The organism is Bradyrhizobium sp. SZCCHNS1022, assembly GCF_032484835.1.
GTDB lineage: Bacteria > Pseudomonadota > Alphaproteobacteria > Rhizobiales > Xanthobacteraceae > Bradyrhizobium.
In genome coordinates this window covers 1607239-1630908 of sequence record NZ_JAUETT010000001.1, presented here as the reverse complement: position 1 = coordinate 1630908, position 23670 = coordinate 1607239, and the positions used below count along the sequence as shown (strand labels likewise).

The window sequence follows — 23670 nt, the reverse complement described above, 5'->3', positions numbered from 1 at the left end:
GATCGATTGACCGGAAACCTAACCGGTGGCTGTCGGCGCGTGATTGTGCCAGCACAAACTCCACCGCATCGCTTCCCGGTCATCCCCCGATGAACCGCACACAACCTTGCCTCCGCATCGAACGAATTCGAGCGGAACGCCAGGGGTTCCTCATTGCGGCGGGACGCGACGATCAGACCGCGCGGCTGTGCAACTGCTTGGAGGAATCGAGATGCGCATCGAATGCCGCGGCGACGCTGCGCACCAGGAAGCGGGAACCTTCCGCAACGGCGAGCGTCTTGCCATGGAGTTCGACCACACCGTCGGAGAGCAGTTCTTGCAGCCGCGGCGCTGATTTCAGCATCGCGGCCGGCTCGGCGCCGTGACGCGCACAGACCGTCTCGAGGTCGACGCCATAGTCGCACATGATCCGCTCGATGATATCGGCACGCAGCCTGTCGTCGTCGGTCAGCGCATAACCCTTTGCGGTGGCAAACCCGCCGGAGGCGATGGCTTCCTCGTAGGCGCGGACCTGCGTCTGGTTCTGCACATAGCCCTGCGGCAACTGCCCGATCGCCGAAGCGCCGAAGCCGATCAGCACCTCGCTGCTGTCGGTGGTGTAGCCCTGGAAATTGCGGTGCAGCCGCCCTTCGTTGAAAGCAATCGTCATCGAATCCGTGGGCAGCGCGAAATGGTCGAGCCCGATCTGGACGTAACCGGCTTCCTTCAACGCATTCGCGATCGCACAGGCCTGGTCATAGCGCTGCGCGCTGTCCGGCAGCCACGCCTCCGCGATCATGCGCTGATGTCTCTTGAAGGAAGGAACATGCGCGTAGCCGAACACCGAAAAGCGATCGGGACGCAGGTCCACGCAGCGGTGGACCGTATCCAGGCAGGATGCGACGTTCTGATGCGGCAGCCCATAGATCAGATCGAAATTGATGCCGGAGATTCCGGCCTTCCGCAGGCTGGCGGTCACCGCCGCAGTCTGCTCGAAACTCTGCACGCGATTGATCGCCTGCTGCACGACGGGGTCGAAGCTCTGCACGCCGAGGCTTGCCCGGTTGACACCCCCGAGCGACAGCGCCTTGATCATCGGCACGGTCAGCGTCCGCGGATCGATCTCAACTGCAATCTCGGCCGACGGCCGCACGAAGAAGACATGGCGCAGCAATCCGATCAGGTCGACGAATGAATCCGGGGCCATGATCGTCGGCGTGCCGCCGCCGAAGTGAATATGGCCGACTTGCAGCCTGCGGCCGATCTTGCGCGCCACAAGGTCGACCTCGCAGCGGAGTGCCGACTCATACACCGAGACCGGCTCGTCGCGCTTGGCGACCATGGTGTTACAGCCGCAGTACCAGCACATCTGCCGACAGAACGGGACATGCAAATAGAGCGATGCCGTGGCATGCGGCGGAATCGCCCGCAGCCAGTCGGCATAAGTGGCAGGTCCGACGGCTTGCGAGAAATGCGGCGCGGTCGGGTAGCTCGTATAGCGGGGCAGACGCTCCTGCCCGTAATGGACTGCCAGATCTGACCTCATGTCTACCTACCGCCGTATTCCGAAGTTCCGCATCCGGGATGGCTCCTGCCGCTTTGGCCGGAAGCCAGTACCGTGCTGAGCAATTAAATTGCAATTTTCGCGGCGGACTTTGAGCTTCCTCAAAGTCGCGGGTCGAATTTCGCGCCATTATGTTGCCTCGATCGACGAGTCGGAGGTCTACATGCACGGTCTGGAAATGCTGATCCGGGTCTTCGCTGTCCTGACCAGCATCCGCGGGCATATTCCACAATCCGATCGCTTCGAACCCTTCCGCGACGATTCCGCCGCGGGCGGAGGTTTCGGCGGACCACTCCGCACCGTCGTCGGCTTGGTCGTCGCAACGGCGGCTTTCGCCGCCGCGCTCACCGGCGCCGTCCTGCTCGCGGCTCGCTGGCCGAATTAGATCGCCGCCGGCGTCCCAGCTGTCCTCATGTAGATGTTTGCTCCTCGCGCTTTGCTTCGGCGGCGCCACCGCACGGCGAGCGTTCTGCTAATTAGTTGCATGGCTCAGCCCTGCGCATTGTCTGCTGCAGATGCGCAGAAGATTGCTGCAGCACAAACAAGCTCGCGGCGAACAGGCGCATGGTGATCGTGGCACCACAACAGATCCGATCAAGGAGCGATCACATGTTGACCCGCCGAGCCGCTCTCCTCAGCGCAGCCGTTGCAACGATGATGCTGGCCGCGCCCGCCTTCGCCGACGACCTCAAGCTGCCGCGCCAGAAAGTGGATTTGGTCGCGCCGCCCTTCGTCCATCCGCACGAACAGGCAACCAGGCAGGGTCCGAAGATCATGGAGTTCAAGCTCGTGATCCAGGAAAAGAAGATGGTGATCGACGAGAAGGGCACGACCATGCAGGCGATGACCTTCAACGGCTCGATGCCGGGCCCGCTGATGGTCGTGCACGAGGGCGACTATGTCGAGGTGACGCTGGTCAATCCCGCGACCAACACGATGCCGCACAACATCGACTTCCACTCCGCGACCGGCGCGCTCGGCGGCGCCGCGCTCACGCTGATCAACCCCGGCGAACAGGTCGTGCTGCGCTGGAAGGCGACCCGCACCGGCGTCTTCGTCTATCACTGCGCGCCGGGCGGCCCGATGATTCCCTGGCATGTCGTCTCCGGCATGAACGGCGCCGTGATGGTGCTGCCGCGCGACGGACTGAACGACGGCCACGGCCATCCCTTGCACTACGACAAGATCTACTACATCGGCGAACAGGACCTCTACATTCCGCGGGACGAGAAGGGCAATTTCAAATCCTACGACTCGCCGGGCGACGCCTACGCCGACACCGAAGAGGTGATGCGCAAGCTGATCCCGACCCACGTCGTCTTCAACGGCAAGGTCGGCGCGCTGACCGGCAAGAACGCGCTGACCGCCAATGTCGGCGACAACGTTCTGATCGTGCATTCGCAGGCCAATCGCGACAGCCGCCCGCATCTGATCGGCGGCCATGGCGACTACGTCTGGGAGACCGGCAAGTTTTCCAACCCGCCGGAGACCGGGCTCGAGACCTGGTTCATCCGCGGCGGCTCGGCCGGAGCTGCGATGTACAAGTTCCTGCAGCCCGGCATCTACGCCTATGTGACGCATAACCTGATCGAAGCCGCCGACCTCGGCGCGACCGCTCACTTCAAGGTCGAAGGCAAGTGGAACGACGACCTGATGACCCAGGTCAAGGCGCCCGCCGAAATTCCAACCGGCGCCACGAACTGAGCGCCACAACTCACACCCAAATTCGGGGGCCGGCTCCGGCCCCCCGTCGCACTCAACATCCCGGAGGCCGCCATGCTGCTCGCCTTCAAGATCAAACTCGCGCTTGCATGTGCGGCCGGCTTGGCCGGCCCCCTCGCGCTGGCGCCGCTGGCCGGCGGACTGCACAGCACAGCGGAGGCCGGATATCCGGCACCGGCGCTCGTCGAGATCGCACACGGCACCATGGCCTATCGTGAGTCCGGCGACTTTACCCGCAAGAGCCAGCAGAGCGACGCGCCGTTGACGACGATTCACTTCGATCGGCCCTTCGCCATCATGAAGACCGAGGTCAGCGCCACGGATTATCAGGCCTGCGTCGATGACCGCGCATGTCGCGCCCTGGACCGCGATGTCGCCATCGCGATCGACCTTCCGGCCGTGCAGGTGAGCTGGCACGATGCGGTGGCCTATGCCGCCTGGCTCTCACGCAAGACCGGCGACACCTATCGCCTGCCGACCGATACCGAATGGGCCTATGCGGCGGGCAGTCGCTTCCGCGATGATGGCATTGCGGTCGACACGCAAGACCCCTCGCGGCGCTGGATCGAACGCTACGAGCGCGAACAGGGCGCATCCGAAGGGCAGCAGCCCCAGAGGTTCGGCAGTTTCGGCGTCAATGAAAACGGCTTGGCCGATCTTGCCGGCAATGTCTGGGAGTGGACCTCGACCTGCTTCACGCGCAACGTCCGGGACGATGCAGGGCGCACGATCAAGAGCTATGCGAATTGCGGTGTGCGGATCGCCGAAGGCGCGCATCGCGCCTATGTCACCGACTTCATTCGCGACGCCCGCGCCGGCGGCTGCGCCGCCGGGACGCCGCCGAACAATCTCGGCTTTCGCCTGGTGCGCGAGCAGCCATCGTGGACGGACCGGATGGCGAGCCGGCTCAAAGCAACACTCCGGTCGTCGTAGTCTGGCGCACAGGATATCCGGGAAGAGGCGCGCGTCTGTCCTTTGACACGCGAACTCCTTGGCGGACCTTCCTTGGCGGACGTTCTAGGTGTTGGTCAGCGCGACGCGGAACTCGGCCTCGGTCTTGGCCTTCACCTCATCGAGCGTGACGCCGTCGGCGAGCTCGATCAACGCCATGCCGTCGTTGCCGTGCTTGTCGATCGTGAACACCGCGAGGTCGGTGACCACCATGTCGACGACGCGCTCGCCGGTCAGCGGCAGCGTGCATTGCTTCAAGAGCTTCGGACCGTCCTTGGCGCTGTGCTCCATGACGACCACCACGCGCTTGACGCCGGCGACGAGATCCATCGCGCCGCCCATACCCTTGACCATCTTGCCGGGGATCATCCAGTTGGCGAGATCGCCGTTCTGGGCGACCTGCATGGCGCCGAGGATCGACAGGTCGATATGGCCGCCGCGCACCATGGCGAACGAGTCAGCCGAGGAGAAATAGCTGGTGATCGGCAACTCGGTGACGGTCTGCTTGCCGGCGTTGATGAGGTCGGGATCCTCCTCGCCCTCATAAGGGAACGGTCCCATACCGAGCATGCCGTTCTCGCTCTGCAACGCCACGTCGACGCCGGGCGGGATGTAGTTCGACACCAAAGTGGGAATGCCGATGCCGAGATTGACGTAAAAGCCGTCACGCAGCTCCTTGGCGGCGCGCGCCGCCATCTGCTCTCTGGTCCAGGCCATCAGACTTCCTCTCCGGTTGCGGCGGCGGTCTCGCGCTTGCGCACGGTGCGCTGCTCGATGCGCTTCAACGCAGTCCCGACCTGAACGATGCGCTTGACGAAAATACCGGGCGTATGGATGTGGTCCGGATCGATCTGGCCTGCCGGCAGGAGATGCTCGACCTCCGCCACCGTCACTTTCGCCGCGGTCGCCATCATCGGGTTAAAATTGCGCGCGGTCTTGCGGTAAACCAGATTGCCCGCGGTGTCGCCCTTCCAGGCGTGCACGATGGCAAGGTCGGCGAACAGGCCGCGCTCCATCAGGTATTTCTCGCCGTCGAACTCGCGGACTTCCTTGCCCTCAGCGACCAGGGTTCCGACACCGGTCTTGGTGAAGAAGGCGGGGATCCCTGCGCCACCGGCGCGGATGCGCTCGGCGAGGGTTCCCTGCGGGCAAAACTCCAGTTCCAGCTCGCCGGCCAGATATTGCTGGGCGAACAGCTTGTTCTCGCCGACATAGGACGAGATCATCTTCTTGATCTGCCGCGTCTCCAGCAGACGGCTCAGGCCGATGCCGTCGACGCCCGCATTGTTGGAGATCACGGTCAAATTCTTGACCCCGGAGTCGCGGATGGCGTCCGACAAGGTCTCGGCGATGCCGCAAAGACCGAAGCCCCCCGACATGATGGTCATGCCGTCCTTGAGAAGGCCGGCGAGGGCCGTTTTGGCGTCGGGATAGACCTTGTTCATGGAAATGACCTGTGGAAAGCAAAGCACGGCCCAGCGCGCCGGATAATCCAGATTATTAGGCGAATTCTTCGCGATGCGTCAATGACGCCCTCCCGCGCGTCAGACCCGCTGCAACGTTTTGCCACCTTGCGCGACGGTGGATATACGGAACGCTGCACCTTGAACGATCGCCGCAATCCGGTCACATCCAAGGCGCGGCCTTGAAAGGGTCAAGAAATCCGATCAAGTTGTTGATGTTGGCACGGGTTTCGGCGCGCCCTGCCCATCGTCCTGAAACAGCGATCCGACGATAATCCAGAAATGTCCGTGACCATGGCCCAAGGAATGAGGCGCCTCGGCACGCCGATTGCGGCGCTGCTCGGGCTGGCGCTGATCGGCATGGTCACCAGCTCCTGGCTCATCAATCGCGACATGCTGCGCCGGGCGGTGGAGGCGCAGATCCGGGCCGTGACCGGGCTGGAGCTCGTGGTCAACGGGAATATCGACATCTCGGTTTTTCCGGGCAGCTACGTCTCCTTCCACGATGTCGGGTTGAAGGGCGGCGGCAGCGGAGACCCCGCACTCCGTGTCGATGTGCTGACAGCCAATCTGCGGCTGCTGCCGCTGCTGTTGCAGCGCTTCGAAATCGCCGACCTCATGATGTTGCGCCCGCATATCAACGTCGTTCACGACGCGGACGGCAGCAGCAACTGGACGCCCTTCATCCAGACGATCACGCGCACGATGCGACCCGGCTCCGAGAGCCAGATGTCGTTCTCCGAGATCCGCATCCAGGACGGCACGCTGGCCTATGAGAACGGCGGCACGCACGCCTCGGAACAGCTCGATGACATCGACCTGTCGCTGGCCTGGCCGTCGATCTCGCGCTCCTTTGCCGCGACCGGGCAGTTCGATTGGCGAGGCCAACGCATCGAAGGCGCGATCAGCGTGAGCGACTTCCTCGCCGCGCTCTCGGGCGACCGCTCGGGCCTGAAGATGCGGCTGGCCAGTCCGCCGCTGAAGGTCGCGTTCGATGGCACCATCGCCAACCGCACCAGCGCCCTGATGGAAGGCACGCTCACCGTCGACAGCCCCTCGCTGCGCGAGGCGCTGCGCTGGACCGGACAGACGCCGCTCGGCGGCAGCGGCTTCGGCCGCTTTGCGCTCCGTGCACGGGCCAATGTGGTGGGCGCCTCGATCGCGCTGACCAACGTCAATGTCGAGCTCGATGGCAATTCCGCCGAAGGCGTGATGACCTATGCGAACAACGGCCGGCAGACCTTGCAGGCGACACTGGCCGCGGACGCGCTCGACTTTACGCCTTACATCTCGACCTTCCGTCTGCTCGCGAACGGCGCGCGCGACTGGAACCGGCAGCTGTTCGACCTGAAGGCGCTCTCGACCACCGATCTCGATATGCGCCTGTCGGCGGCGCGGGTCACGGTGGGACCGTCGAAACTCGGACGTACCGCATTCGGGGCGAATTTGCGCAACGGCGTGCTCGCGCTGTCGGTCGGCGAAGCGCAGATGTGCGGCGGCATGATCCGCGGATCGTTCGGCGTTGCGCGCGCCGACACCATGGCCGACGTCAAGGCGGAATTGCAGTTCAGCGACGTCGACCTGCAGGGCTGCGCCAGCGAATTGTTCGGCGTCTCGTCGCTGTCCGGCCACGGCAATCTCAACGTCTCGCTGACCGCATCGGGCTCGAGCCCGTTCGGGCTTGCGCAGTCGCTCGACGGCACGGCCACCTTGCAGGGGCACGATGGCGCGATCTCCGGCTTCAACGTGGAGCAATTGCTGAAACGGCTGGAGCGACGGCCTCTGTCGGGCAGCGGCAATTTCCGCAGCGGCGCGACGCCCTATGACAATCTCACGATCGCGGTCAAATTCGCCGACGGCATCGCCACCGCCGAAGATATCCGCGTCGAGGGGCCGACCGCGCGCATCACCATGACAGGCACGGCATCGGTGCCGACGCGGGAATACGACTTCAAGGGCGTCGCGAGCCTGCCTGTGCCCGCCAATGGCGGCAACAGCTTCGAATTGCCCTTCGTGGTGCAGGGGCCGTGGGAAGACCCGCTGATCTTCCCGGATCCGGAGAGCCTGATCCGCCGCGCCCCGGCGGCTGCACCGCTGCTCGATGCGGTGAAGGACCGCAAGACCCGCGACACCATCCGCGGCGTGCTCGAACATTTTACTGGTGGAGGCTTGCGGCCGACGCCGCAGGAGACGCCCGCGCCGTCTTCGCCTGAGGCTCAGGGCAGCAACGACCGCAACAACGACCAAAGCAAGTCGAATTAGAGAACGATCCTCTGCTCACGTGTCGCGTGCGGCTCAGTGTCGCGCGGGTCAAGTCCGCGGACCAACGAACCGCGACCTATGTCTGACAACATGCAACTGGATCGCACCTTCGCACTGCGCTAGTCTTCCTGCGACCGACCACAAGATCGGCGGAACAGGGAGAGACACGTGAGATCCAGAGGAATGGGGGCGCTTTCGCTCGCGGCTGCAGTTGCCGGGCTGTTTTGCGCTGCAGCACCAGCCGTCGCACAGGACACCATCACCGTCTGGTGGGGCAAGGGCTTCTACAAGTCCGAAGACGATGCGCTCTTGAACGTCGTCAAGAAATTCGAGGCCAAGACCGGGATCAAGGTCGAGCTGTCGCAATATGCGATCCAGGACATGATCCCGAAGACGGTGGCGGCGCTCGATTCCGGCACCGTGCCCGACGTCGCCTACTCGGACACTTACGACGTGCAGGCGCAGGGCAAGTGGGCCTATGAGGGCAAGCTGGAAGATCTCAGCGACATTCTCGTGCCGATGAAGGCGGAGTTCGCGCCCAACACAATCGAGACCACCTATCTCTACAACAACGTCACCAAGAAGAAGGCCTATTACGGCTTCCCGCTGAAGCAGCAGAGCATGCATGTGCAGATCTGGGGCGACATGCTGCAGAAGGCCGGGTTCAAGCAGAGCGACATTCCGACCAAATGGGAGGATTATTGGTCGTTCTGGTGCGACAAGGTGCAACCCGCGGTCCGCAAGGCCACCCGCGAGCGCATCTACGGCGTCGGCCAGCCGATGGGCGTCGAGTCGACCGACTCCTTTCAATCGTTCTACACCTTCATGGACGCCTATAACGTCAAGCTGGTCGATGACGAAGGCAAGCTGCTGGTCGATGATCCCAAGGTGCGCGACGGCTTGATCCACGCGCTCAAGGACTACACCGACACCTACATCAAGGGCTGCACCCCGCCCTCGTCGACCACCTGGAAGGACCCTGACAACAACGTCGCCTTCCACAACAAGACGATCGTGATGACCCACAATTTCACGATCTCGATCGCGGCGAAATGGTTCGAGGACTCCACCAACCCGGCACTGACGCCCGAGCAGCGCGCCGCCGGCAAGAAGGCCTATGAGGAGGACATCATCACCGCGTCCTTCCCCAACAAGCCGGACGGCACGCCGATCAAATACCGCTCCGACGTCAAGACGGGTCTGATCTTCGCCAACGCCAAGCACAAGGAACAAGGCAAGCAGTTCATTAAATTCCTGATGCAGGAAGAAAATCTCGGGCCCTATGTCGAAGGCGCGCTCGGCCGCTGGTTCCCGGTCACGCTCGCCGGCCAGAAGAGCCCGTTCTGGCAGGCCGACCGTCACCGCAAGGCGGTTTATGCCCAGTTCACCGGCGGCACGACGCCGTTCGACTTCACCAAGAACTACAAGTTCACGATCCTCAACAACGAGAACGTCTGGGCCAAGGCGATGAACCGCGTGGTCAGCGAGAAGGTGCCGGTCGACAAGGCCGTGGACGAGCTGATCGCGCGGATCAAGGAAGTTGCAGGCTAGGCAGAATGGCCGCCCGAACACTGGTGTCGTCCCCGCGAAAGCGGGGACCCATAACCGCCGGCCGCCGTGATGAGGAAAGGACGTCGTTGACGCCGCCTTTCAACAGCACCTGCCGCGGCGTATGGGTCCCGGCGTTCGCCGGGACGACACCGCCACTGCAGCAGCGTCACCGTTAGAAAGAGACGATATGGCGATCACACTCTCAGCATCGGACCAGGCGATAGCGGTCGCCCCACGCCCGCCCCGGCTGACGTCCCCGCAGGTCTGGGGCATCGTGATGCTCGCGCCTTATCTGCTCGTATTCCTCGCCTTCGTAGTCTATCCGGTCGGCTACGGCCTCTGGCTGGCGCGGCATCCGGCCAGCTATGTCGCGCTCTACAACGATCCGATCTTCGCGCGCGCCGCGATCAACACGCTGATCTTCCTGGTCATCGGCATCAATCTGAAGATGCTGATCGCGCTGTTCCTCTCCGGCTTCTTCGTGCAGCAGCGCGGCTGGATCAGATGGCTTTCCGTGATCTTCATCCTGCCCTGGGCCGTGCCGTCGATCCCGACCATCCTGTCGGTGCGCTTCATGCTCAACCCCGAATGGGGCGTCATCAATCAGCTGATCTTCCAGTTCACCGGCGATGACGGGCCGAACTGGCTGAACGATCCGACCGTGGCGCTGTCGATGGCGATCGGCGTCCACATCTGGAAGTCGCTGCCGTTCTGGACCTTGATCCTGATGACCGGGCGGCTTGCGATCTCGCACGATCTGTTCGAGGCCGCCGATGTCGACGGCGCCACCTGGTGGCAGAAATTCCGCTACGTCACCTGGCCATCGATGCAGACGCTGTACATCACCTGCACGCTGCTCTCGATGATCTGGACGCTCGGTGACTTCAACAGCGTCTATCTCTTGACCGGCGGCGGGCCGGCCGACCTCACCCATGTGCTGTCCACGCTCGGCATCCGCTATCTCCGGCTCGACCAGCTCAGCCTCGCGATGGCCTCCATCGTCTGCGCGCTGCCCCTGGTGCTGCCCCTGGTTTATTTCATGATGAAACGGCTGTCGCGATGAAGCTCCCGACCTTACGCGAAATCGGCAATGAGGCCGGCCTGCTCCTGATCGGCATCCCGGTCTTCATCTGGACCATGGTTCCGATCTATCACATGTTCCTGTTCGCGATCTCGCCGAAGGAGGACGCGTTTTCCGGCAAGCTGTGGCCGGATCATCCGACCCTGCACAACTTCTCGATCGTATTCCACCAGCAGCATTATTTCCTGCGCGACTTCTGGCTGCAATTCGGCAATTCTGTGCTGATCGCAGCCGCGGTCGGCGCGCTGACGCTGGTGATTGCCACCTCCGCAGCGTTCGCAATCTCGCGGCTGCGGGTGCCCGGCAGCCGGATGGTGATGAATCTGGCGCTGTTCACCTATTTCATCCCCGCCGCATTCCTCGCGGTGCCGATGTATCGAACCATGGGCAAATACGGACTGCTCAACACGCACTGGTCGCTGATCCTCGCGATGGTAACCATCGCCTCGCCCTACGCGATCTGGGTGCTGAAACAGGCTTCCGACAAGCTGCCGGTCGAACTCGACGAGGCCGCAGTCATGGACGGCGCGAGTCCGCTGCAGATCTTCCGCCTGGTCTATCTGCCGTTGATGATGCCCTCGCTGGTTGCGATCGGCACCTACGCGGTGCTGCTCGCCTGGAACGAATATCTCTACGCCTTCCTGCTCCTGTCGAACGACAAGGACATCACCCTTCCGGTCGCGCTCGGCAACTTCCTTGCTGCCGACGATTCGCCCTGGGAGCTCCTGATGACCACCGGCTTCATTTATGCGCTGCCGCCGGCTGCGGTCTATTATGTCTTCAGGCGCTACATGGTGGGCGGATTGACCGCAGGCGCGGTGAAGTCGTGATGGACAGATGCTGATTGGATTTGCGCGCGGCCGCTTCGAGGATCCGGCACGGCCGAACTGGGACGGCGACGCGCCCCGGCCCGTGAACTGGGCGGCGTGGTATCCGGCCCCGGACGCTGCAGCCGAAGCGGAATTGCCGATGGCTCCGCTGCCGCAAGGCTGGTTCAAGGCCGGCAGGGCCGCGCTCGATGCGCCTCTCAGGGACGGACGTTATCCACTCGCGGTGTTCTCGCACGGCACCGGCGGCAACGGCTTGCAACAGGAATGGCTGGCGCGCGATCTGGCGAGCCGCGGCTTCATCGCGGTTGCCGTCGATCATCACGGCAACACCAACGCCGAGCCCTATCGCGCCGAAGGCTTCCTGTGCTCGTGGGAGCGTGCGCGCGACATCACCCTGCTGCTCGATCGGATCGGGACAATCCCTGAGTTCGCCGGAGCTGTCGATCCCGATCACATCGTCGCCGTCGGCTATTCTCTCGGCGGTGCGACGGCAACGTCCCTGCTCGGTGCGGTCATGGTGCGCTCGCCGTTCGAGCCGGGCGCCAATCTCGGCCGCGGCCCGCGCGAATTCCCGGACCTCGTCGACCACCTGCCGCGCCTGCTCGAGAAGAGCCGCATCTTCCGCGAGTCCTGGGCACGGATGTCGCAATCCTATCGCGATCCCCGCATCAAGGCGGCGTTGCTGCTGGCGCCCGGCCGTTCCGCGCAATGCTTTTCCGACGAAAGCATCGCCTCGATCGCCGTGCCGACTCACATCATGGTCGGCGGCGCTGACGTCCTCGCACCGACGGCGCGCTGGCTGCATCGACGATTGCCCGACAGCACCCTCGATATCGTCGCCGAAGAGGCCGGGCACTACGTGTTCCTGCCCGAGAGCACCGAGGCCGGACGCCGCGCCGATCCGACCTGCTGCGTCGACCCACCCTCGGTGGATCGGGGCGCGATCCACCGCCATGTGGCGGCAACGGCCGCGGAGCTGTTCAGTTCTTTCTGAAGGACGACGACATCTACAACGGCGCGGCGCTCTCGCCACGCTCGCTCGACAATTTTGAGGCCAGCGAGGCCACCACGATCACGACCGCGATCACGCCGATGACCAGCGTGCAGATCGCGTTGATCTCCGGCTTCACCCCGAGCCGCACCTCCGAATAGATCCGGATCGGCAACGTCGCCGAGCCGGGCCCGGTGGTGAAGCTCGCGATCACGAGATCATCGAGCGAGAGTGTAAAGGCCAGCATCCAGCCGGCCGCGACCGCCGGCGCGATCAACGGCAAGGTGACCAGCGCGAAGGCGCGGAACGGGTCGCAGCCGAGGTCCATCGCGGCCTCCTCGACGCTTCTGTCCAGCGCGACCAGCCGCGACTGCACGACCACGGCGACGAAGCACATCGTCAGCGTGGTATGCGCGATCGTCACCGTCCAGAACCCGCGTTCGGCATTCAGCGCGACGAACAGCAGCAGCAGCGACAATCCGGTGATCACCTCGGGCATCACCAGCGGCGCATAGAGCATGCCGGAAAACAGCGTCCTGCCGCGAAAGCCTTGCCCGCGCGACAGCGCGACTGCGGCGAGCGTCCCGAGCACGGTGGCAATCGTGGCGGAGGTCGCGCCCACCCGCAGGCTCATCCAGGCCGCATCGATCATCGCGTCATCGTTGAAGAACTCGTGATACCAGCGCAGCGACCAGCCGCCCCACACCGTGACCAGCCGCGAGGCGTTGAAGGAATAGATCACCAGGATCAGAATCGGCAGATAGAGGAAGGCGAGCCCGAGCGACAGCGCAGCGATGTTGAAGCGGGACAGGCGGATGAGTTTCGGAGCCATCACACGACTCCAGTGCGCTCCCCTCCCCCTTGCGGGGAGGGGTTGGGGGTGGGGGTGGGGGTACCACGGACACGGTATTCGTAGCCTACCCCCCTCCCTATCCCTCCCCCACAAGGGGGGAGGGAACAGAGCGGCGCAAGTGGGAGGAAACAGAACATCATCTGCCCTCCTCCAGCTGCCGGCGCTGCAGCCGGTCGTAGAGCAGCAGCGGCAGCAGCAGCACGACCAGCAGAACCACGGCGATGCTCGAAGCCACCGGCCAGTCCTTGTTGGTGAAGAACTCCAGCCACAGGGTCTGGCCGATCATCAGGGATTGCGAGCCCGCGAGCAGATCGGGAATCACGAACTCGCCGACGATCGGGATGAAGCAGAGCAATATTCCGGCGCCGACGCCGGGCAGCGACAGCGGAAACGTCACCAGCCAGAAGGTTTCCCGCGGCGACGCGCCGAGATCGGCGGCGGCTTCCTCCAGCGCAGGCTCCAGCTTCGCAAGCGTCGCATAGAGCGGCAGGATCATGAACGGCAGATAGGAATAGACGATGCCGATATACATCGCGGTGTCGGTGGAGAGCCACGCGACGGGCGAGGAGACCAGATGCAATGCGAGCAGGATCTGGTTAAGCAGGCCATCGTGCTGCAGGATGTTGATCCAGGCATAGATGCGGATCAGGAACGAGGTCCAGAACGGCACGATGACGAGCAGCATCGCGGTTGCCTGCCAGCGCCTGGGCAGGCGTGCCATGGCATAGGCGATGGGATAGCCGATCGCGAGCAGAATCGCGGTGGAGGTCGCTGCCACCATCAGGCTGCGCAGATAAGACAACAGATAGAGATCGTCCGAGAACAGCAGGCGGAAATTATCCGCCGACAGCGCGGCGAAAGCGTTCCTGATCCCAGTCCAACCGTCCGCCACGGAAAACACCGGCGCGTAGGGCGGCTGCGCGATCACCGTCTGCGACAGGCTGATCTTCACGATGAAGCCGAACGGCACCAGGAAGAACAGCGCCATCCAGACGTAAGGTGCGATCGCGGCCAGCCGCGCCGGACGGGCAAAGGTGCGGCGCGCGCTCATCGTTCCAGCACCACGCAGTCGTCAGGCGTAAACCACGCCACCACGCGATGGCTGACGCCATAGCCATCGACGTCGAGCCGCGCGGTGTTGGCCGCTGCCGCGCGCAGCACAGCGCCGCTGTCGAGCTTGACCTTGTAGACCGTGGTGCCGCCGAGATAATTGGCCTCGGTGATGACGCCCTCCATGCGGTTGATCGCATGGGCGGTCAGCGCGTCGGTCGCGGGCCCGCGTCGCGCCAGCCGCACTTTCTCGGGCCGGATCGCGACCGCAACAGCCGACTCGGCGAGCGGCATCAGCGGCGCGGCGGCGACGAGCTCGCCGGCATTGCGCGTCGCGATCGTCAACCGATGCGGCTCGTGCCCCTTCACCTCGCCCTCGAACAGGTTGACGTCGCCGACGAACTCCGCGATCCAGCGCGAGGCCGGCTCTTCATAGAGGCGCCGCGGCGTCGCCACCTGCTCCAACCGGCCGGCGTCCATCACGCCGATCCGGTTTGCAACCGTCATCGCCTCGTCCTGGTCGTGGGTGACGATGATGAAGGTCATGCCGAGCCGGCGCTGCAACTCCATCAGCTCCACTTGCGTGCTCTCGCGCAGCTTCTTGTCGAGCGCGGCCATCGGCTCATCGAGCAGCAGCACTTGCGGCCGCCGTGCCAGCGACCGCGCCAGCGCCACGCGCTGCTTCTGGCCGCCGGAGAGCTGGTCGGGCTTGCGCTTCTCCAGCCCCTCCAGCCTGACCAGCGCGACCATCTCCGCCACGCGCGAGGCGATCTCGCGCCGCGCCATGCCGGCCCGTCTCAAACCGAAGGCGATGTTGTCGTAGACCGACAAATGTGGAAACAGCGCGTAGTTCTGGAACATCATGTTGACGGGACGCTGATGCGGCAGCGCCTGCGCGATATCCTCGCCGCCGAGCAGGATACGTCCCTCGTCCGGGGTCTCGAAGCCGGCCAGCATCCGCAGCAGCGTGGTCTTGCCGCAGCCGCTCGGGCCGAGCAGCGCAAAAAACTCGCCGGCGTGGATCTCGAGCGAAACGCCATCGACCGCGCGAAAACCGCCGAACGCCTTGACGACGCCCTCCATGCGCAGCAGCGGCATGATCGGATCCGGCAAGGGCAAGGGCTTGGCCGGCTCCGCGGCGATCTCCGTATTCGCGATGTCCTCAGCCATGTCCCGATAAGCGTTGCGATGCCCGCCGCAAGCTAACGACGGATCGGCCGCGGCTCAACCGGCGTCGTCGCGCTATCCCCTCTCCGATCGCCCAGGACGTCCAGGACGCCCACAGCCTGCCCTGAGGCTGCGCCCCCCATGAAGGCCGCCAGCGCGTCCCGCTCCGCCGGCGTCATCGTCAGGCCGAGCTTGGTGCGGCGCCAGAGGATATCGTCGGCGAACCGTGCCCATTCCTTGGCCATGAGATAGCGCACTTCGGCTTCCGTGAGCTCCGCCCCGAAGCTCCGACCGAGATCGGTGCGGCTCTTGGCCTCGCCCAATATGTCGGCGAGCCGGGAGCCATAGGCGCCAACCAGACGCTGCGCCTCTGCCTCGGTCAGAAAGCGCCAGCGCTCGCGCGCGAGCTCGACCTGCTCGTCGAAGCGGTCCCAGGCAAAATCTCCGCCCGGCAGCGGCCTCCGCGCCGTCCAGCGCGGCGCCATCGGACAAACCCGCGAGAGCCGGTCGATGGCGCGTTCAGCACGACGCCTGACGGTGGTGACATCACCGCCCGAGAGGGTCAGCAGCGGCGCCCGGCTCCGGCCGGCATCAAAGTCCATCATACTGGCCGCCGGCGCGCGACCACCGTCGCGCGCGAACACCATGTTGGCACCCGACACGGTCCTGATCACGTCGACGGGCTGGATCTCCGCCCGGAAGTAGCGGTTCACGGCCGTGCAGAGATAGGCGACATCCACGGCCGGCACCGCGACCACCGCGGGGTCGCCCTTGAAGGCATGGGAGACCGTGCCGACCAGCGTGAAATCCCGCGCATAGGGACTGGCGAAGATCAGCTGCCCATCCGGATTCTGGAACACGTAGACGGTATCGACATCGAACAGGCGCGGCACGACGATCTGGCTCACCTGCCGCGCGACGAGCCGTGGCGAGGGCTGGCGCAACACTGTTTCTGCGGTGGACGCGCTCCAGGCGCCGGTGGCGTTGGCGAGCGCACGCGCGGTCAGGATGCGCCGGTAGCCGCGATCGATCACCGCGAGCCGCCAGATCCGATCGCGATCAGCGCGCACGCACCGGGCGCCGGTGCAGATGGCGGCGCCCCGCTCCGCCGCATCGAGCGCCGTCAGCACGACCAGGCGCGAATCGTCCACCAGGCAATCGGAATATTCGAAGGCGGTGCCGATCGGGCGCTGCAGCGCATTGCCGATCGGGTGGTGCGTGACGTCCAGGGTCGTTGCGGCCGGCAGGCGACTGTGGGAGCCCAGCCGATCGTAAAGCCACAACCCGGCGCGCAGGCGCCAGGGCGGACGCTCATTGGCGTGCGCGGGAACAGCAAACCGGATCGGCCGCACCAGATGCGGCGCGATATCGAGCCAGATGTCGCGTTCGGACAGCGCCGCGCGGACCCGGAGCAAGCCGCGGCGCTCCAGCATGGCAAGATCGCCGTGGACCAGCCTCGAGCTCGCCGAGGAGGCCGCAGCGCCGAGATCGCCCTGCTCGATGAGAATCACGCGCAGCCCGCGGCCGGCGGCATCGCGCGCCAGGCTTGCGCCGTTCAGCCCGCCACCGATGACCGCCAGATCGTAATCCGTCATGCGCGAATGTGCCGAAGCGCGCCGAAATGGTGCGCGCTTTACCTAACCGGTCTTGCGCACTGACTCCATGACATTGGCATCATTGCGGCCGACCAGCGCATCATATTTCTCGATCGGCAGCGGCTTGCCCAGGAGATAGCCCTGAACGGAGTCGCAGCCTTCCTCGGCCAGGAACCCGAGCTGCTCCGGCGTCTCGACCCCTTCGGCCACGATCAGCATGTTCATGCCGTGACCGAGATCGATCACCGCGCGCACGATCGCGGCGGACTGCGGGGTGCGTCCGAGATTCATGACGAAGGCACGGTCGATCTTGATCTTGTCGAACGGGAACGCCTGCAGATAGCTCAAAGAGGAATAACCGCTACCGAAATCGTCCATCGAGATCCGCACCCCGAGCGCCTTCAGCCGTCGCAGCAGGCCGAGACCGCGATCGAAATCCTCGATCAGCACGCCTTCGGTGATTTCGAGCTCCAGCCGGTCCGGCGTGAGACCGGTCTCGATCAGGATCGAGTGCACAAGCCCGACCAGATCGCCGTGAACGAATTGCGCCGGCGACAGGTTGACGGCGACCTGCAGCGGCTTGGGCCAGGACGCCGCCTCGCGGCAGGCCTCGCGCAGAATCCATTCGCCCATCTCGACGATCAGGCCGCTTTCCTCGGCCAGCGGGATGAAATCGCTCGGCGGAACGAAGCCGCGCTGCGGGTGCTGCCAGCGGGCAAGCGCCTCGAAGCCGATGATCTCGCTGGCGTCCACCGTGCGGCCGGAACTCGCCTGCGGCTGGAAATACAGCGACAGTTCGCCGTTCTTGATCGCGACCGAGAGCTCCTGGTGCAGCACGCGACGATCGCGGATCTGCTGATCCATTTCGGGCTCGTAGAAGGTGATGCTTCCGCGCGACTTGGCCTTGGCACGGAACAGGGCCGCACCGGCATTGGCGAGCAGCGAGGCAGGATCCGAGCCATTGTGCGGAAACACCGAGATGCCCGTCGTCAGCGCGGTGCGGATCGACTTGCCGTCGATCTGGAACTCGATGGCGATGGCTTGCGCCAGCTGCTCGGCCAGCCGCTGCCCGGCCTCGGGCTGCTTGCCGTCGATGATCAAGCCGAACTCGTCGCCCGACAGCCGCGCCACGACCCCGCCCCGTGCGGCGTCCTGGACCCGATGCGCAACCTCGATCAGGAGCTTGTCGCCGATCGCATGGCCGAAGACGTCATTGACCTCCTTCAGCCCCTTGAGGTCGACGTTGAGAACCGCGAACTCCTCGCAGGTCGCCCCGCACGCTTCGATCATCTGACTGAGCGCCTGCAGGAAGGCGGCCCGGTTGGGCAGGTCGGTCAGGCCGTCATGATAGGCCATGTGGGCCATCCGCGACTCGGTCTGGCGACGGTCGGTCACGTCTTCGTAGGTCTTGATCAGATATTGCGGCTCGTCATTGTCGCCGTTGACGATCATCCGCCTTGTCAGGAACAGGCGCAGGCCGTCCTTGGTCGAAATCGGGTGCTCCTCGGTGATCAGGCTGCGCTTCTTGATCGCGGCCTCATCGCGGGCGATGATCAGCTTGGCCTCCCGCGGATTGAAGATGTCGGCGGTGGTCAGCCCGGTGACGTCCTCGCGCCGGCGATTGAGGATCATCTCCGCGCTGCGGTTGGCAAGCAGATAGCGGCCGTCGCTGACGCGCTCGACGATCAGCGAAACCGGGATGTTGTCGACCACGAGCTCGAGGAACCTCTTGGCGTTTTCGAGCTCGTAGCTCAAGGCGCGGCGCTCGGTGTCGTCGTCGAGCAGCGCGATCAGGAACTGCGGTTCGTTCTTCTCGTTGCGCGCGATGACGCGATTGGAGGCGAGGATGCGCCGTTCCTCGCCGCGCCGGATCATCAGCTCGCTGCGGTAGGCCTCGCTGGACGCAAGCAATGCAGCGCGGTCTGCGGCCTCGATATTCGCAGCCGTTTCGGGTGAGAACAACTCGCTGGCGCGCCGGCCCGTGATTCGCTCGCGAGGCAGGCCCGAGAATTTCTCGAAGGCGCGGTTGGCGAAGATATAGCGGCCGTCGTCGATGTTCTTGGCGGCTACGCAGACCGGCACGTGGTCCAGCACCGATTCCAGGAACTGCTTGGTCGAGGCGAGCTCCCGCTCCAGCCTGCGCCGCTCGGTGCAATCCTCGTGAACTCCGATCGAACCGCCATCCGGCAGATGAAACAGTTTCGCCACCACCGCGCGGCCATCCGGCAGCTCGGTGACGTAGCCCTCCGGTTCGCGCGCCCGACGGGCGTATTCCTGGATCGACAGGTTGAGCAAGCCGCGCTTGCGCCGAAGCTCGGCGAGTTCGCGGCCGGTCGAGCCGCGCGGAATGTCGGCGCGGCTCAGGCCATAGATGTCCAAGAAGCGATCATTGTAGAAGACGATGCGGTTGGCCGCATCGGTCATCATGATGCCCTGGCTGAGATTGTTCAGCGCGGAACTGACGAATGCGTCGCGATGCAACTGTTCGCGCTTGTAACGGCGCAGCGCCGAATGGACCCACAGCAGGACAGAGGCGAGAAACGCGCAGACGACAAGGCCTCCGATGAGCATTTCCCAGAGCACGTTTGCATCGAGATCGCCGAAGGCACGTTGCTGCGGGACGTTCGCAGCCAGGCTCCGCACAGGCGCGAGCGACATCGCAACTGCAGCGAAGCCCGCAATGGCCTGCGCAGGAATCAGATTCTTGCCGCCTGCCTGCCAATTGTTGCCAGCCATCGATCACCCGCGGATTTCGGGAGCACAATCTCTGGTCGGACGCGTTTGGATCGGGTAAACGGCTTCTCGTGCTTCGCGAAAACGGCAGCGCCGACGTCCGCCTTTGACCAATGATGATGAATGCCTCGTTAAAATCAGGATCGCCGCTCCGCCTTTGCCCCGCAACTGCGGCGTGCAGACCCGCGAATTTGCTAACTATGCAGCGGCGGTCACACCATGGATAAGGTCGACTGCGTCGTTATCGGCGCCGGTGTCGTTGGCCTCGCGATTGCCCGGCGATTGGCAAAGGCCGGCCGCGAGGTCGTGGTCCTGGAGGCGGCCGAGGACATCGGCACCGTCACCTCCTCGCGCAATAGCGAGGTGATCCATGCCGGCATCTACTACAAGGCCGGCAGCCTGATGGCGCGCTTCTGCGTCCAAGGCAAGCGCTTGCTCTATCGCTATTGCGACGAGCACGGCATTCCCTACCGCAATTGCGGCAAGCTGATCGTAGCGACGACCGCGAACGAAACCGACAAACTGCAAGGCATTCGCGCGCACGCGGCGGCCAATGGGGTCGACGACCTGCAGTTGCTGTCAGGGGATGCGGCACGCGCCCTCGAACCTGCGCTCGCCTGCGCGGCCGCGCTGCTGTCGCCATCGACGGGCATCATCGACAGTCACGCCTACATGCTGTCGCTGCGCGGCGAAGCAGAAGCCGCAGGAGCCGCATTTGCCTTTCACACGCCGCTGCTGCGGGCCAAGGCCGATGCAGACCAGATCGAGCTCGATGCCGGCGGCGACCAGCCGATGATCCTCGGCTGCCGGCTGCTCGTCAATGCGGCCGGGCTGAATGCACCCGCGGTGGCGCGCATGATCGACGGCATGCCGCTCGCGCTGATTCCGCCGGCCTATCTGGCCAAGGGCAACTACTTCAGCTGCAGCGTCCGGGCGCCGTTTGCGCGATTGATCTATCCGGTGCCGGAGCCCGGCGGCCTCGGCGTGCACCTGACGCTAGATCTGGCGGGACAGGCCCGTTTCGGTCCCGACGTAGAATGGGTCGATCATATCGACTATGCGGTGGATCCGGCACGGGCCGAGCGGTTTTATCCGGCGATCCGCAGATATTGGCCGACGCTGCCCGATGGTGCGCTGATGCCGGCCTATTCCGGCATGCGCCCCAAGATCGTACCGCCCGCCGTGGCGACGCAGGACTTTCTGATTCAGGGCCCCAGCGATCACGGCGTTGCAGGGCTGATCAATCTGTTTGGAATTGAATCGCCGGGACTGACATCGTCGCTGGCGATTGCCGACCATGTCGGCGAGCTCGCAGGTATTTAGGAAAGCCGCTCGTTCATCATGGGAACGAGCCAAATGGGACAAGAGCCAAGTAGGCGGCCAGGTAAGCAGGTTAGGTCAGCATGCCATCTGGGATGGAGCGAGACCGTCCACCCCAGAAGGATTTCGAAAATGATGTGGTTCGCCTTCAGTGAACCGTTTCGCTAGTGGCGAGCTTCAAGCGCTCGATCTCGTCCTTCACCATCAACTTTCGTCGCTTCAATTCGGCAATTCGCAGGTCGTCCGTCGAAAGGTGCAGGAGAGCATCATGCAATTCGTTTTCAAGAACTTTGTGCTTACGTTCCAGTTCAACGAGATGCGCCTGAATGGCCATTCGCAACCTCCTTGGTGAGTTAACCTGAGATTCGACCAGGACTATTGAGTGTACACGACTCGCTTGTCGTGTCGATGGGCCAAAGAACCGCGGGCGCAAATTTGCGCACCATGTGTAATGAAGCGTGAGCAGATCACGCGCAGTCCTGACTTGCGCGAACGCGAAATTCGGCAGGACAATGCGGCCATCGGGAACATCGTGACTTGCGTCGCAGCTTCGCTGCAGCAATAGTCGATCGTCCCTCCGCAAGCCTTTTCCTCCCTCTGTGCTTTTTTGCTAATATAGATCATGGCCGATCCAGACGAGCGCGAGTTGCACGCAGAACTCGCACGCTTGCAGCAGGAACACCGCGACCTCGACGCGGCGATTGATGCGCTGCATCAATCGCCCGCGCCAGATCTCTTGCGGCTGCAGCGGTTGAAAAAACGCAAGCTGTTGTTGCGCGATCGGATCGCCTTCATCGAAGACCAGATCACGCCCGATATCATCGCTTGATCTGTAGGCCTTGGCGAGCGGGCCGCCCGGCTTGGCCGCAAGCCGGCGCGAGGGATGCGGCTCACGAAGCGATTGTCGGTTGCCTTTACGCCGTCGGCAAAAACGCCGATCGGACCCGGATCTCCCGATCATCGAAAACACGATTGACAATCCAGAACAAAACAGGAACAATCGGCACAGTATTCACCGCCCTGGCAACGCGCCGACGTCACCCCGACCAAGGGAGATCCCGATGCAAGCAGCCTTCCCGTCCGATGATGGCCTTTACGAACGCGCCTGCGATCAGGCGATCGCGATGTGCAGCGGCAATCTCCGCTCGACCATCAAAGCCCTGATCATGGCCAACGAATATCTCGAGCTGGAATTGCAGGAGCTGCGCGCTGCGGTGGTCTGCGGCTGCGTGCCGAACCCGCTCGATCGCGCAAACAGCGAAGCCGCATAAGCTGGCAGCTCGCCCCGCGATGGGTGAGCTTCGCAGAGCATTGGTCAGTTGAAAGGAGCGTCAGGAGATAGCGCAATGTCCGAGATCACCTACTATGTCGCGATGCCGTTCACGCGTGATGCCTCCGGCATGCTGATCGCCGGCACCGCAGAGGAATGCCAAAGCTCGACCACGGCGCTGCTGCGCGCGGAGATGATGTCGCACCTGGAGGGGAATATCGGCGCCGTTGCCTTCAGCCGCAGCGGCGATCCCATGATGGGCGAGTTCAGCGATGCACGGCTGTTACGCAAATTCGGGCAGGTGCCGGACGATCTCGGCGGGATGTAACCGCACATCCTCGGATGCGTTGCCAAACCGGACGAACTGACCGGCCGATGCTTCGATTCCGAACATCGATCAGCTCGCGGCGCATTCATTTGCGAATTTCGGAATCGAAGCGCACCGTCGCTCTCTCTTGCGGATGTACATGGCGCGATCCGCCGCTTCCAGGCCGCGCGCGGCATCCGTGTGCGGGTCCAGAATCGCAACGCCCGCCGATGCACCGACCCGCACGGTTTGCGCCTCGAATTCGAAACTCAGCGCATCGATCGCGTGCTCCAGCGTGAGAGCCTTGGCAGCAGCATCCAGCGCACTCAAGTTCCACAACAGGATGCCGAATTCGTCACCGCCCAACCGCCCGACCACATCGGACGAGCGCACCTGCCCCGACAGGGTGCGCGCTACCGCCCTCAGAACCTCATCGCCTGCCGCGTGGCCGAAGGTATCGTTGACCGGCTTTAAACGGTCGACATCGAGCAGGATCAGTGCACCGGTCGCCCCGTAGCGCTTGATGTAAGCTGCGGACCGATCCAATTCGCGGACGAATCCTCGCCGGTTGAAGATGTCGAGGAGGAAGTCCCGCTCGGCACTCGCCTTGAGTTCTTCGATCTGCCTCGCCGCCTGCGCAAGTTCCCGCCGCAGCCGGTGAATGGTCTGACGCGTACCCGGGAAACTGACCTCGGCTTGCGCGTCACCGAATGTCCGGATCTGCCGCCGAACCAGGATCCCTGGTTTCGCCCATACGCGGGGCCGCCCATTACGCTTCTGTTTCATCGAATCCCTGACGCGCACCGCCGTGCCTCGGCGGATTGCAGTTCGAGCGGTGGCACATGACGGAACTTCGAACTCAATCTGCACGATTCGAGCCGCACCGTGGCGGTCGATCGGCGCGCGATCCACGCATCCGAAACTCGCCAGAACGTTGCGCGAACATCGGCGGCGGAACGCTACTTATGGGCTTGCCGCGAT

22 protein-coding genes are annotated in these 23670 nt (G+C 64.0%); 12 read left to right on the top strand and 10 right to left on the bottom strand.

Annotated elements, in window-relative coordinates; translation table 11 throughout:
• Positions 1–172 precede the first annotated feature (172 nt).
• Positions 173–1525 (bottom strand): oxygen-independent coproporphyrinogen III oxidase, encoded by a 1353-nt coding sequence (gene hemN / locus QX071_RS07360; RefSeq protein ID WP_315701522.1) that lies wholly within the window; start codon positions 1523–1525, stop codon positions 173–175.
• Positions 1526–1706: 181 nt separating this feature from the next.
• Here hemN and QX071_RS07355 point away from each other — a divergent pair, with 181 nt between their 5' ends.
• The 3 genes from QX071_RS07355 to QX071_RS07345 all read left to right on the top strand — a co-directional run bounded on the left by QX071_RS07355 (position 1707) and on the right by QX071_RS07345 (position 4198).
• Positions 1707–1928, top strand: a complete 222-nt coding sequence (locus QX071_RS07355) for a hypothetical protein (RefSeq protein ID WP_315701523.1) — start codon at positions 1707–1709, stop codon at positions 1926–1928.
• 224 nt (positions 1929–2152) lie between these two features.
• Positions 2153–3247 (top strand): copper-containing nitrite reductase, encoded by a 1095-nt coding sequence (gene nirK, locus QX071_RS07350; protein WP_315701524.1) that lies wholly within the window; start codon positions 2153–2155, stop codon positions 3245–3247.
• A 72-nt stretch (positions 3248–3319) separates the two neighbouring features.
• The gene (locus QX071_RS07345) at positions 3320–4198 is read left to right on the top strand and encodes an SUMF1/EgtB/PvdO family nonheme iron enzyme (RefSeq protein ID WP_315701525.1); all 879 of its coding nucleotides are present in this window, start codon (positions 3320–3322) and stop codon (positions 4196–4198) included.
• 84 nt (positions 4199–4282) lie between these two features.
• Here QX071_RS07345 and QX071_RS07340 read toward each other — a convergent pair whose 3' ends face one another.
• Both QX071_RS07340 and QX071_RS07335 read right to left on the bottom strand, forming a co-directional pair.
• Positions 4283–4933 carry a CoA transferase subunit B gene (locus QX071_RS07340; protein WP_315701526.1) on the bottom strand — a complete coding sequence of 217 codons (651 nt, stop codon included), beginning with the start codon at positions 4931–4933 and terminating at the stop codon, positions 4283–4285.
• The gene (locus QX071_RS07335) at positions 4933–5661 is read right to left on the bottom strand and encodes a CoA transferase subunit A (protein WP_315701527.1); all 729 of its coding nucleotides are present in this window, start codon (positions 5659–5661) and stop codon (positions 4933–4935) included. The genes QX071_RS07340 and QX071_RS07335 overlap by 1 nt, the downstream gene beginning before the upstream one ends.
• A 312-nt stretch (positions 5662–5973) precedes the next feature.
• On the opposite strand from QX071_RS07335, the gene QX071_RS07330 reads away from it, so the two are divergent.
• From QX071_RS07330 to QX071_RS07310, 5 genes are all read left to right on the top strand, one after another.
• A complete protein-coding gene (locus QX071_RS07330) occupies positions 5974–7941 on the top strand; it encodes an AsmA family protein (RefSeq protein WP_315703100.1) in 1968 nt (655 codons plus the stop codon).
• A 183-nt stretch (positions 7942–8124) separates the two neighbouring features.
• Positions 8125–9492 carry an ABC transporter substrate-binding protein gene (locus QX071_RS07325; protein WP_409977530.1) on the top strand — a complete coding sequence of 456 codons (1368 nt, stop codon included), beginning with the start codon at positions 8125–8127 and terminating at the stop codon, positions 9490–9492.
• 187 nt (positions 9493–9679) lie between these two features.
• On the top strand, positions 9680–10555 hold the full coding sequence (locus QX071_RS07320) for a sugar ABC transporter permease (protein WP_315701531.1): 876 nt from the start codon (positions 9680–9682) through the stop codon (positions 10553–10555).
• Entirely contained in the window at positions 10552–11403 is an 852-nt protein-coding gene (locus tag QX071_RS07315; protein WP_315701532.1) for a carbohydrate ABC transporter permease, read from the top strand. The genes QX071_RS07320 and QX071_RS07315 overlap by 4 nt, the downstream gene beginning before the upstream one ends.
• 7 nt (positions 11404–11410) lie before the next feature.
• Positions 11411–12397 (top strand): alpha/beta hydrolase family protein, encoded by a 987-nt coding sequence (locus QX071_RS07310; RefSeq protein ID WP_315701533.1) that lies wholly within the window; start codon positions 11411–11413, stop codon positions 12395–12397.
• A 13-nt stretch (positions 12398–12410) separates the two neighbouring features.
• Here the strand turns inward: QX071_RS07310 and QX071_RS07305 are convergent, their stop codons facing one another.
• The 5 genes from QX071_RS07305 to QX071_RS07285 all read right to left on the bottom strand — a co-directional run bounded on the left by QX071_RS07305 (position 12411) and on the right by QX071_RS07285 (position 19795).
• A complete protein-coding gene (locus QX071_RS07305; RefSeq protein ID WP_315701534.1) occupies positions 12411–13226 on the bottom strand; it encodes an ABC transporter permease in 816 nt (271 codons plus the stop codon).
• A 157-nt stretch (positions 13227–13383) separates the two neighbouring features.
• Positions 13384–14298, bottom strand: coding sequence for an ABC transporter permease (locus QX071_RS07300; protein ID WP_315701535.1), 915 nt, complete (start codon positions 14296–14298; stop codon positions 13384–13386).
• Entirely contained in the window at positions 14295–15467 is a 1173-nt protein-coding gene (locus QX071_RS07295; protein WP_315701536.1) for an ABC transporter ATP-binding protein, read from the bottom strand. The genes QX071_RS07300 and QX071_RS07295 overlap by 4 nt, the downstream gene beginning before the upstream one ends.
• 32 nt (positions 15468–15499) lie before the next feature.
• Positions 15500–17059: a glycerol-3-phosphate dehydrogenase gene (locus QX071_RS07290; protein WP_315701537.1), complete on the bottom strand. Its 1560-nt coding sequence runs from the start codon at positions 17057–17059 to the stop codon at positions 15500–15502.
• Positions 17060–17101: 42 nt separating this feature from the next.
• Positions 17102–19795 (bottom strand): EAL domain-containing protein, encoded by a 2694-nt coding sequence (locus QX071_RS07285; protein WP_315701538.1) that lies wholly within the window; start codon positions 19793–19795, stop codon positions 17102–17104.
• A 216-nt stretch (positions 19796–20011) separates the two neighbouring features.
• On the opposite strand from QX071_RS07285, the gene QX071_RS07280 reads away from it, so the two are divergent.
• On the top strand, positions 20012–21115 hold the full coding sequence (locus QX071_RS07280; protein ID WP_315701539.1) for an NAD(P)/FAD-dependent oxidoreductase: 1104 nt from the start codon (positions 20012–20014) through the stop codon (positions 21113–21115).
• Between the two features lie 145 nt (positions 21116–21260).
• On the opposite strand, the gene QX071_RS07275 is transcribed toward QX071_RS07280, so the two are convergent.
• Positions 21261–21446, bottom strand: a complete 186-nt coding sequence (locus QX071_RS07275; protein WP_315701541.1) for a YdcH family protein — start codon at positions 21444–21446, stop codon at positions 21261–21263.
• A 288-nt stretch (positions 21447–21734) separates the two neighbouring features.
• On the opposite strand from QX071_RS07275, the gene QX071_RS07270 reads away from it, so the two are divergent.
• The 3 genes from QX071_RS07270 (at position 21735) to QX071_RS07260 (ending at position 22710) form a co-directional block, all read left to right on the top strand.
• Positions 21735–21941: a YdcH family protein gene (locus QX071_RS07270; protein WP_315701543.1), complete on the top strand. Its 207-nt coding sequence runs from the start codon at positions 21735–21737 to the stop codon at positions 21939–21941.
• Between the two features lie 232 nt (positions 21942–22173).
• Positions 22174–22383, top strand: coding sequence for a hypothetical protein (locus QX071_RS07265; RefSeq protein ID WP_315701544.1), 210 nt, complete (start codon positions 22174–22176; stop codon positions 22381–22383).
• A gap of 75 nt (positions 22384–22458) precedes the next feature.
• A complete protein-coding gene (locus QX071_RS07260; protein ID WP_315701545.1) occupies positions 22459–22710 on the top strand; it encodes a hypothetical protein in 252 nt (83 codons plus the stop codon).
• Positions 22711–22779: 69 nt separating this feature from the next.
• On the opposite strand, the gene QX071_RS07255 is transcribed toward QX071_RS07260, so the two are convergent.
• Entirely contained in the window at positions 22780–23475 is a 696-nt protein-coding gene (locus QX071_RS07255; protein ID WP_315747766.1) for a GGDEF domain-containing protein, read from the bottom strand.
• Positions 23476–23670: the final 195 nt, after the last annotated feature.

What these genes read in the sequence shown, in the direction of transcription:
- QX071_RS07320 (WP_315701531.1), top strand. Translation starts at nt 9,680, where the DNA reads ATGGCGATCACACTCTCAGCATCGGACCAGGCGATAGCGGTCGCCCCA.
- QX071_RS07325 (WP_409977530.1), top strand. Translation starts at nt 8,125, where the DNA reads ATGGGGGCGCTTTCGCTCGCGGCTGCAGTTGCCGGGCTGTTTTGCGCT.
- QX071_RS07265 (WP_315701544.1), top strand. Translation starts at nt 22,174, where the DNA reads ATGCAAGCAGCCTTCCCGTCCGATGATGGCCTTTACGAACGCGCCTGC.
- QX071_RS07330 (WP_315703100.1), top strand. Translation starts at nt 5,974, where the DNA reads ATGGCCCAAGGAATGAGGCGCCTCGGCACGCCGATTGCGGCGCTGCTC.
- QX071_RS07345 (WP_315701525.1), top strand. Translation starts at nt 3,320, where the DNA reads ATGCTGCTCGCCTTCAAGATCAAACTCGCGCTTGCATGTGCGGCCGGC.
- QX071_RS07260 (WP_315701545.1), top strand. Translation starts at nt 22,459, where the DNA reads ATGTCCGAGATCACCTACTATGTCGCGATGCCGTTCACGCGTGATGCC.
- QX071_RS07275 (WP_315701541.1), bottom strand. Translation starts at nt 21,446, where the DNA reads ATGGCCATTCAGGCGCATCTCGTTGAACTGGAACGTAAGCACAAAGTT.
- hemN (WP_315701522.1), bottom strand. Translation starts at nt 1,525, where the DNA reads ATGAGGTCAGATCTGGCAGTCCATTACGGGCAGGAGCGTCTGCCCCGC.
- QX071_RS07290 (WP_315701537.1), bottom strand. Translation starts at nt 17,059, where the DNA reads ATGACGGATTACGATCTGGCGGTCATCGGTGGCGGGCTGAACGGCGCA.
- nirK (WP_315701524.1), top strand. Translation starts at nt 2,153, where the DNA reads ATGTTGACCCGCCGAGCCGCTCTCCTCAGCGCAGCCGTTGCAACGATG.
- QX071_RS07270 (WP_315701543.1), top strand. Translation starts at nt 21,735, where the DNA reads ATGGCCGATCCAGACGAGCGCGAGTTGCACGCAGAACTCGCACGCTTG.
- QX071_RS07310 (WP_315701533.1), top strand. Translation starts at nt 11,411, where the DNA reads ATGCTGATTGGATTTGCGCGCGGCCGCTTCGAGGATCCGGCACGGCCG.
- QX071_RS07255 (WP_315747766.1), bottom strand. Translation starts at nt 23,475, where the DNA reads ATGAAACAGAAGCGTAATGGGCGGCCCCGCGTATGGGCGAAACCAGGG.
- QX071_RS07300 (WP_315701535.1), bottom strand. Translation starts at nt 14,298, where the DNA reads ATGAGCGCGCGCCGCACCTTTGCCCGTCCGGCGCGGCTGGCCGCGATC.
- QX071_RS07340 (WP_315701526.1), bottom strand. Translation starts at nt 4,933, where the DNA reads ATGGCCTGGACCAGAGAGCAGATGGCGGCGCGCGCCGCCAAGGAGCTG.
- QX071_RS07280 (WP_315701539.1), top strand. Translation starts at nt 20,012, where the DNA reads ATGGATAAGGTCGACTGCGTCGTTATCGGCGCCGGTGTCGTTGGCCTC.
- QX071_RS07305 (WP_315701534.1), bottom strand. Translation starts at nt 13,226, where the DNA reads ATGGCTCCGAAACTCATCCGCCTGTCCCGCTTCAACATCGCTGCGCTG.
- QX071_RS07315 (WP_315701532.1), top strand. Translation starts at nt 10,552, where the DNA reads ATGAAGCTCCCGACCTTACGCGAAATCGGCAATGAGGCCGGCCTGCTC.
- QX071_RS07335 (WP_315701527.1), bottom strand. Translation starts at nt 5,661, where the DNA reads ATGAACAAGGTCTATCCCGACGCCAAAACGGCCCTCGCCGGCCTTCTC.
- QX071_RS07285 (WP_315701538.1), bottom strand. Translation starts at nt 19,795, where the DNA reads ATGGCTGGCAACAATTGGCAGGCAGGCGGCAAGAATCTGATTCCTGCG.
- QX071_RS07355 (WP_315701523.1), top strand. Translation starts at nt 1,707, where the DNA reads ATGCACGGTCTGGAAATGCTGATCCGGGTCTTCGCTGTCCTGACCAGC.
- QX071_RS07295 (WP_315701536.1), bottom strand. Translation starts at nt 15,467, where the DNA reads ATGGCTGAGGACATCGCGAATACGGAGATCGCCGCGGAGCCGGCCAAG.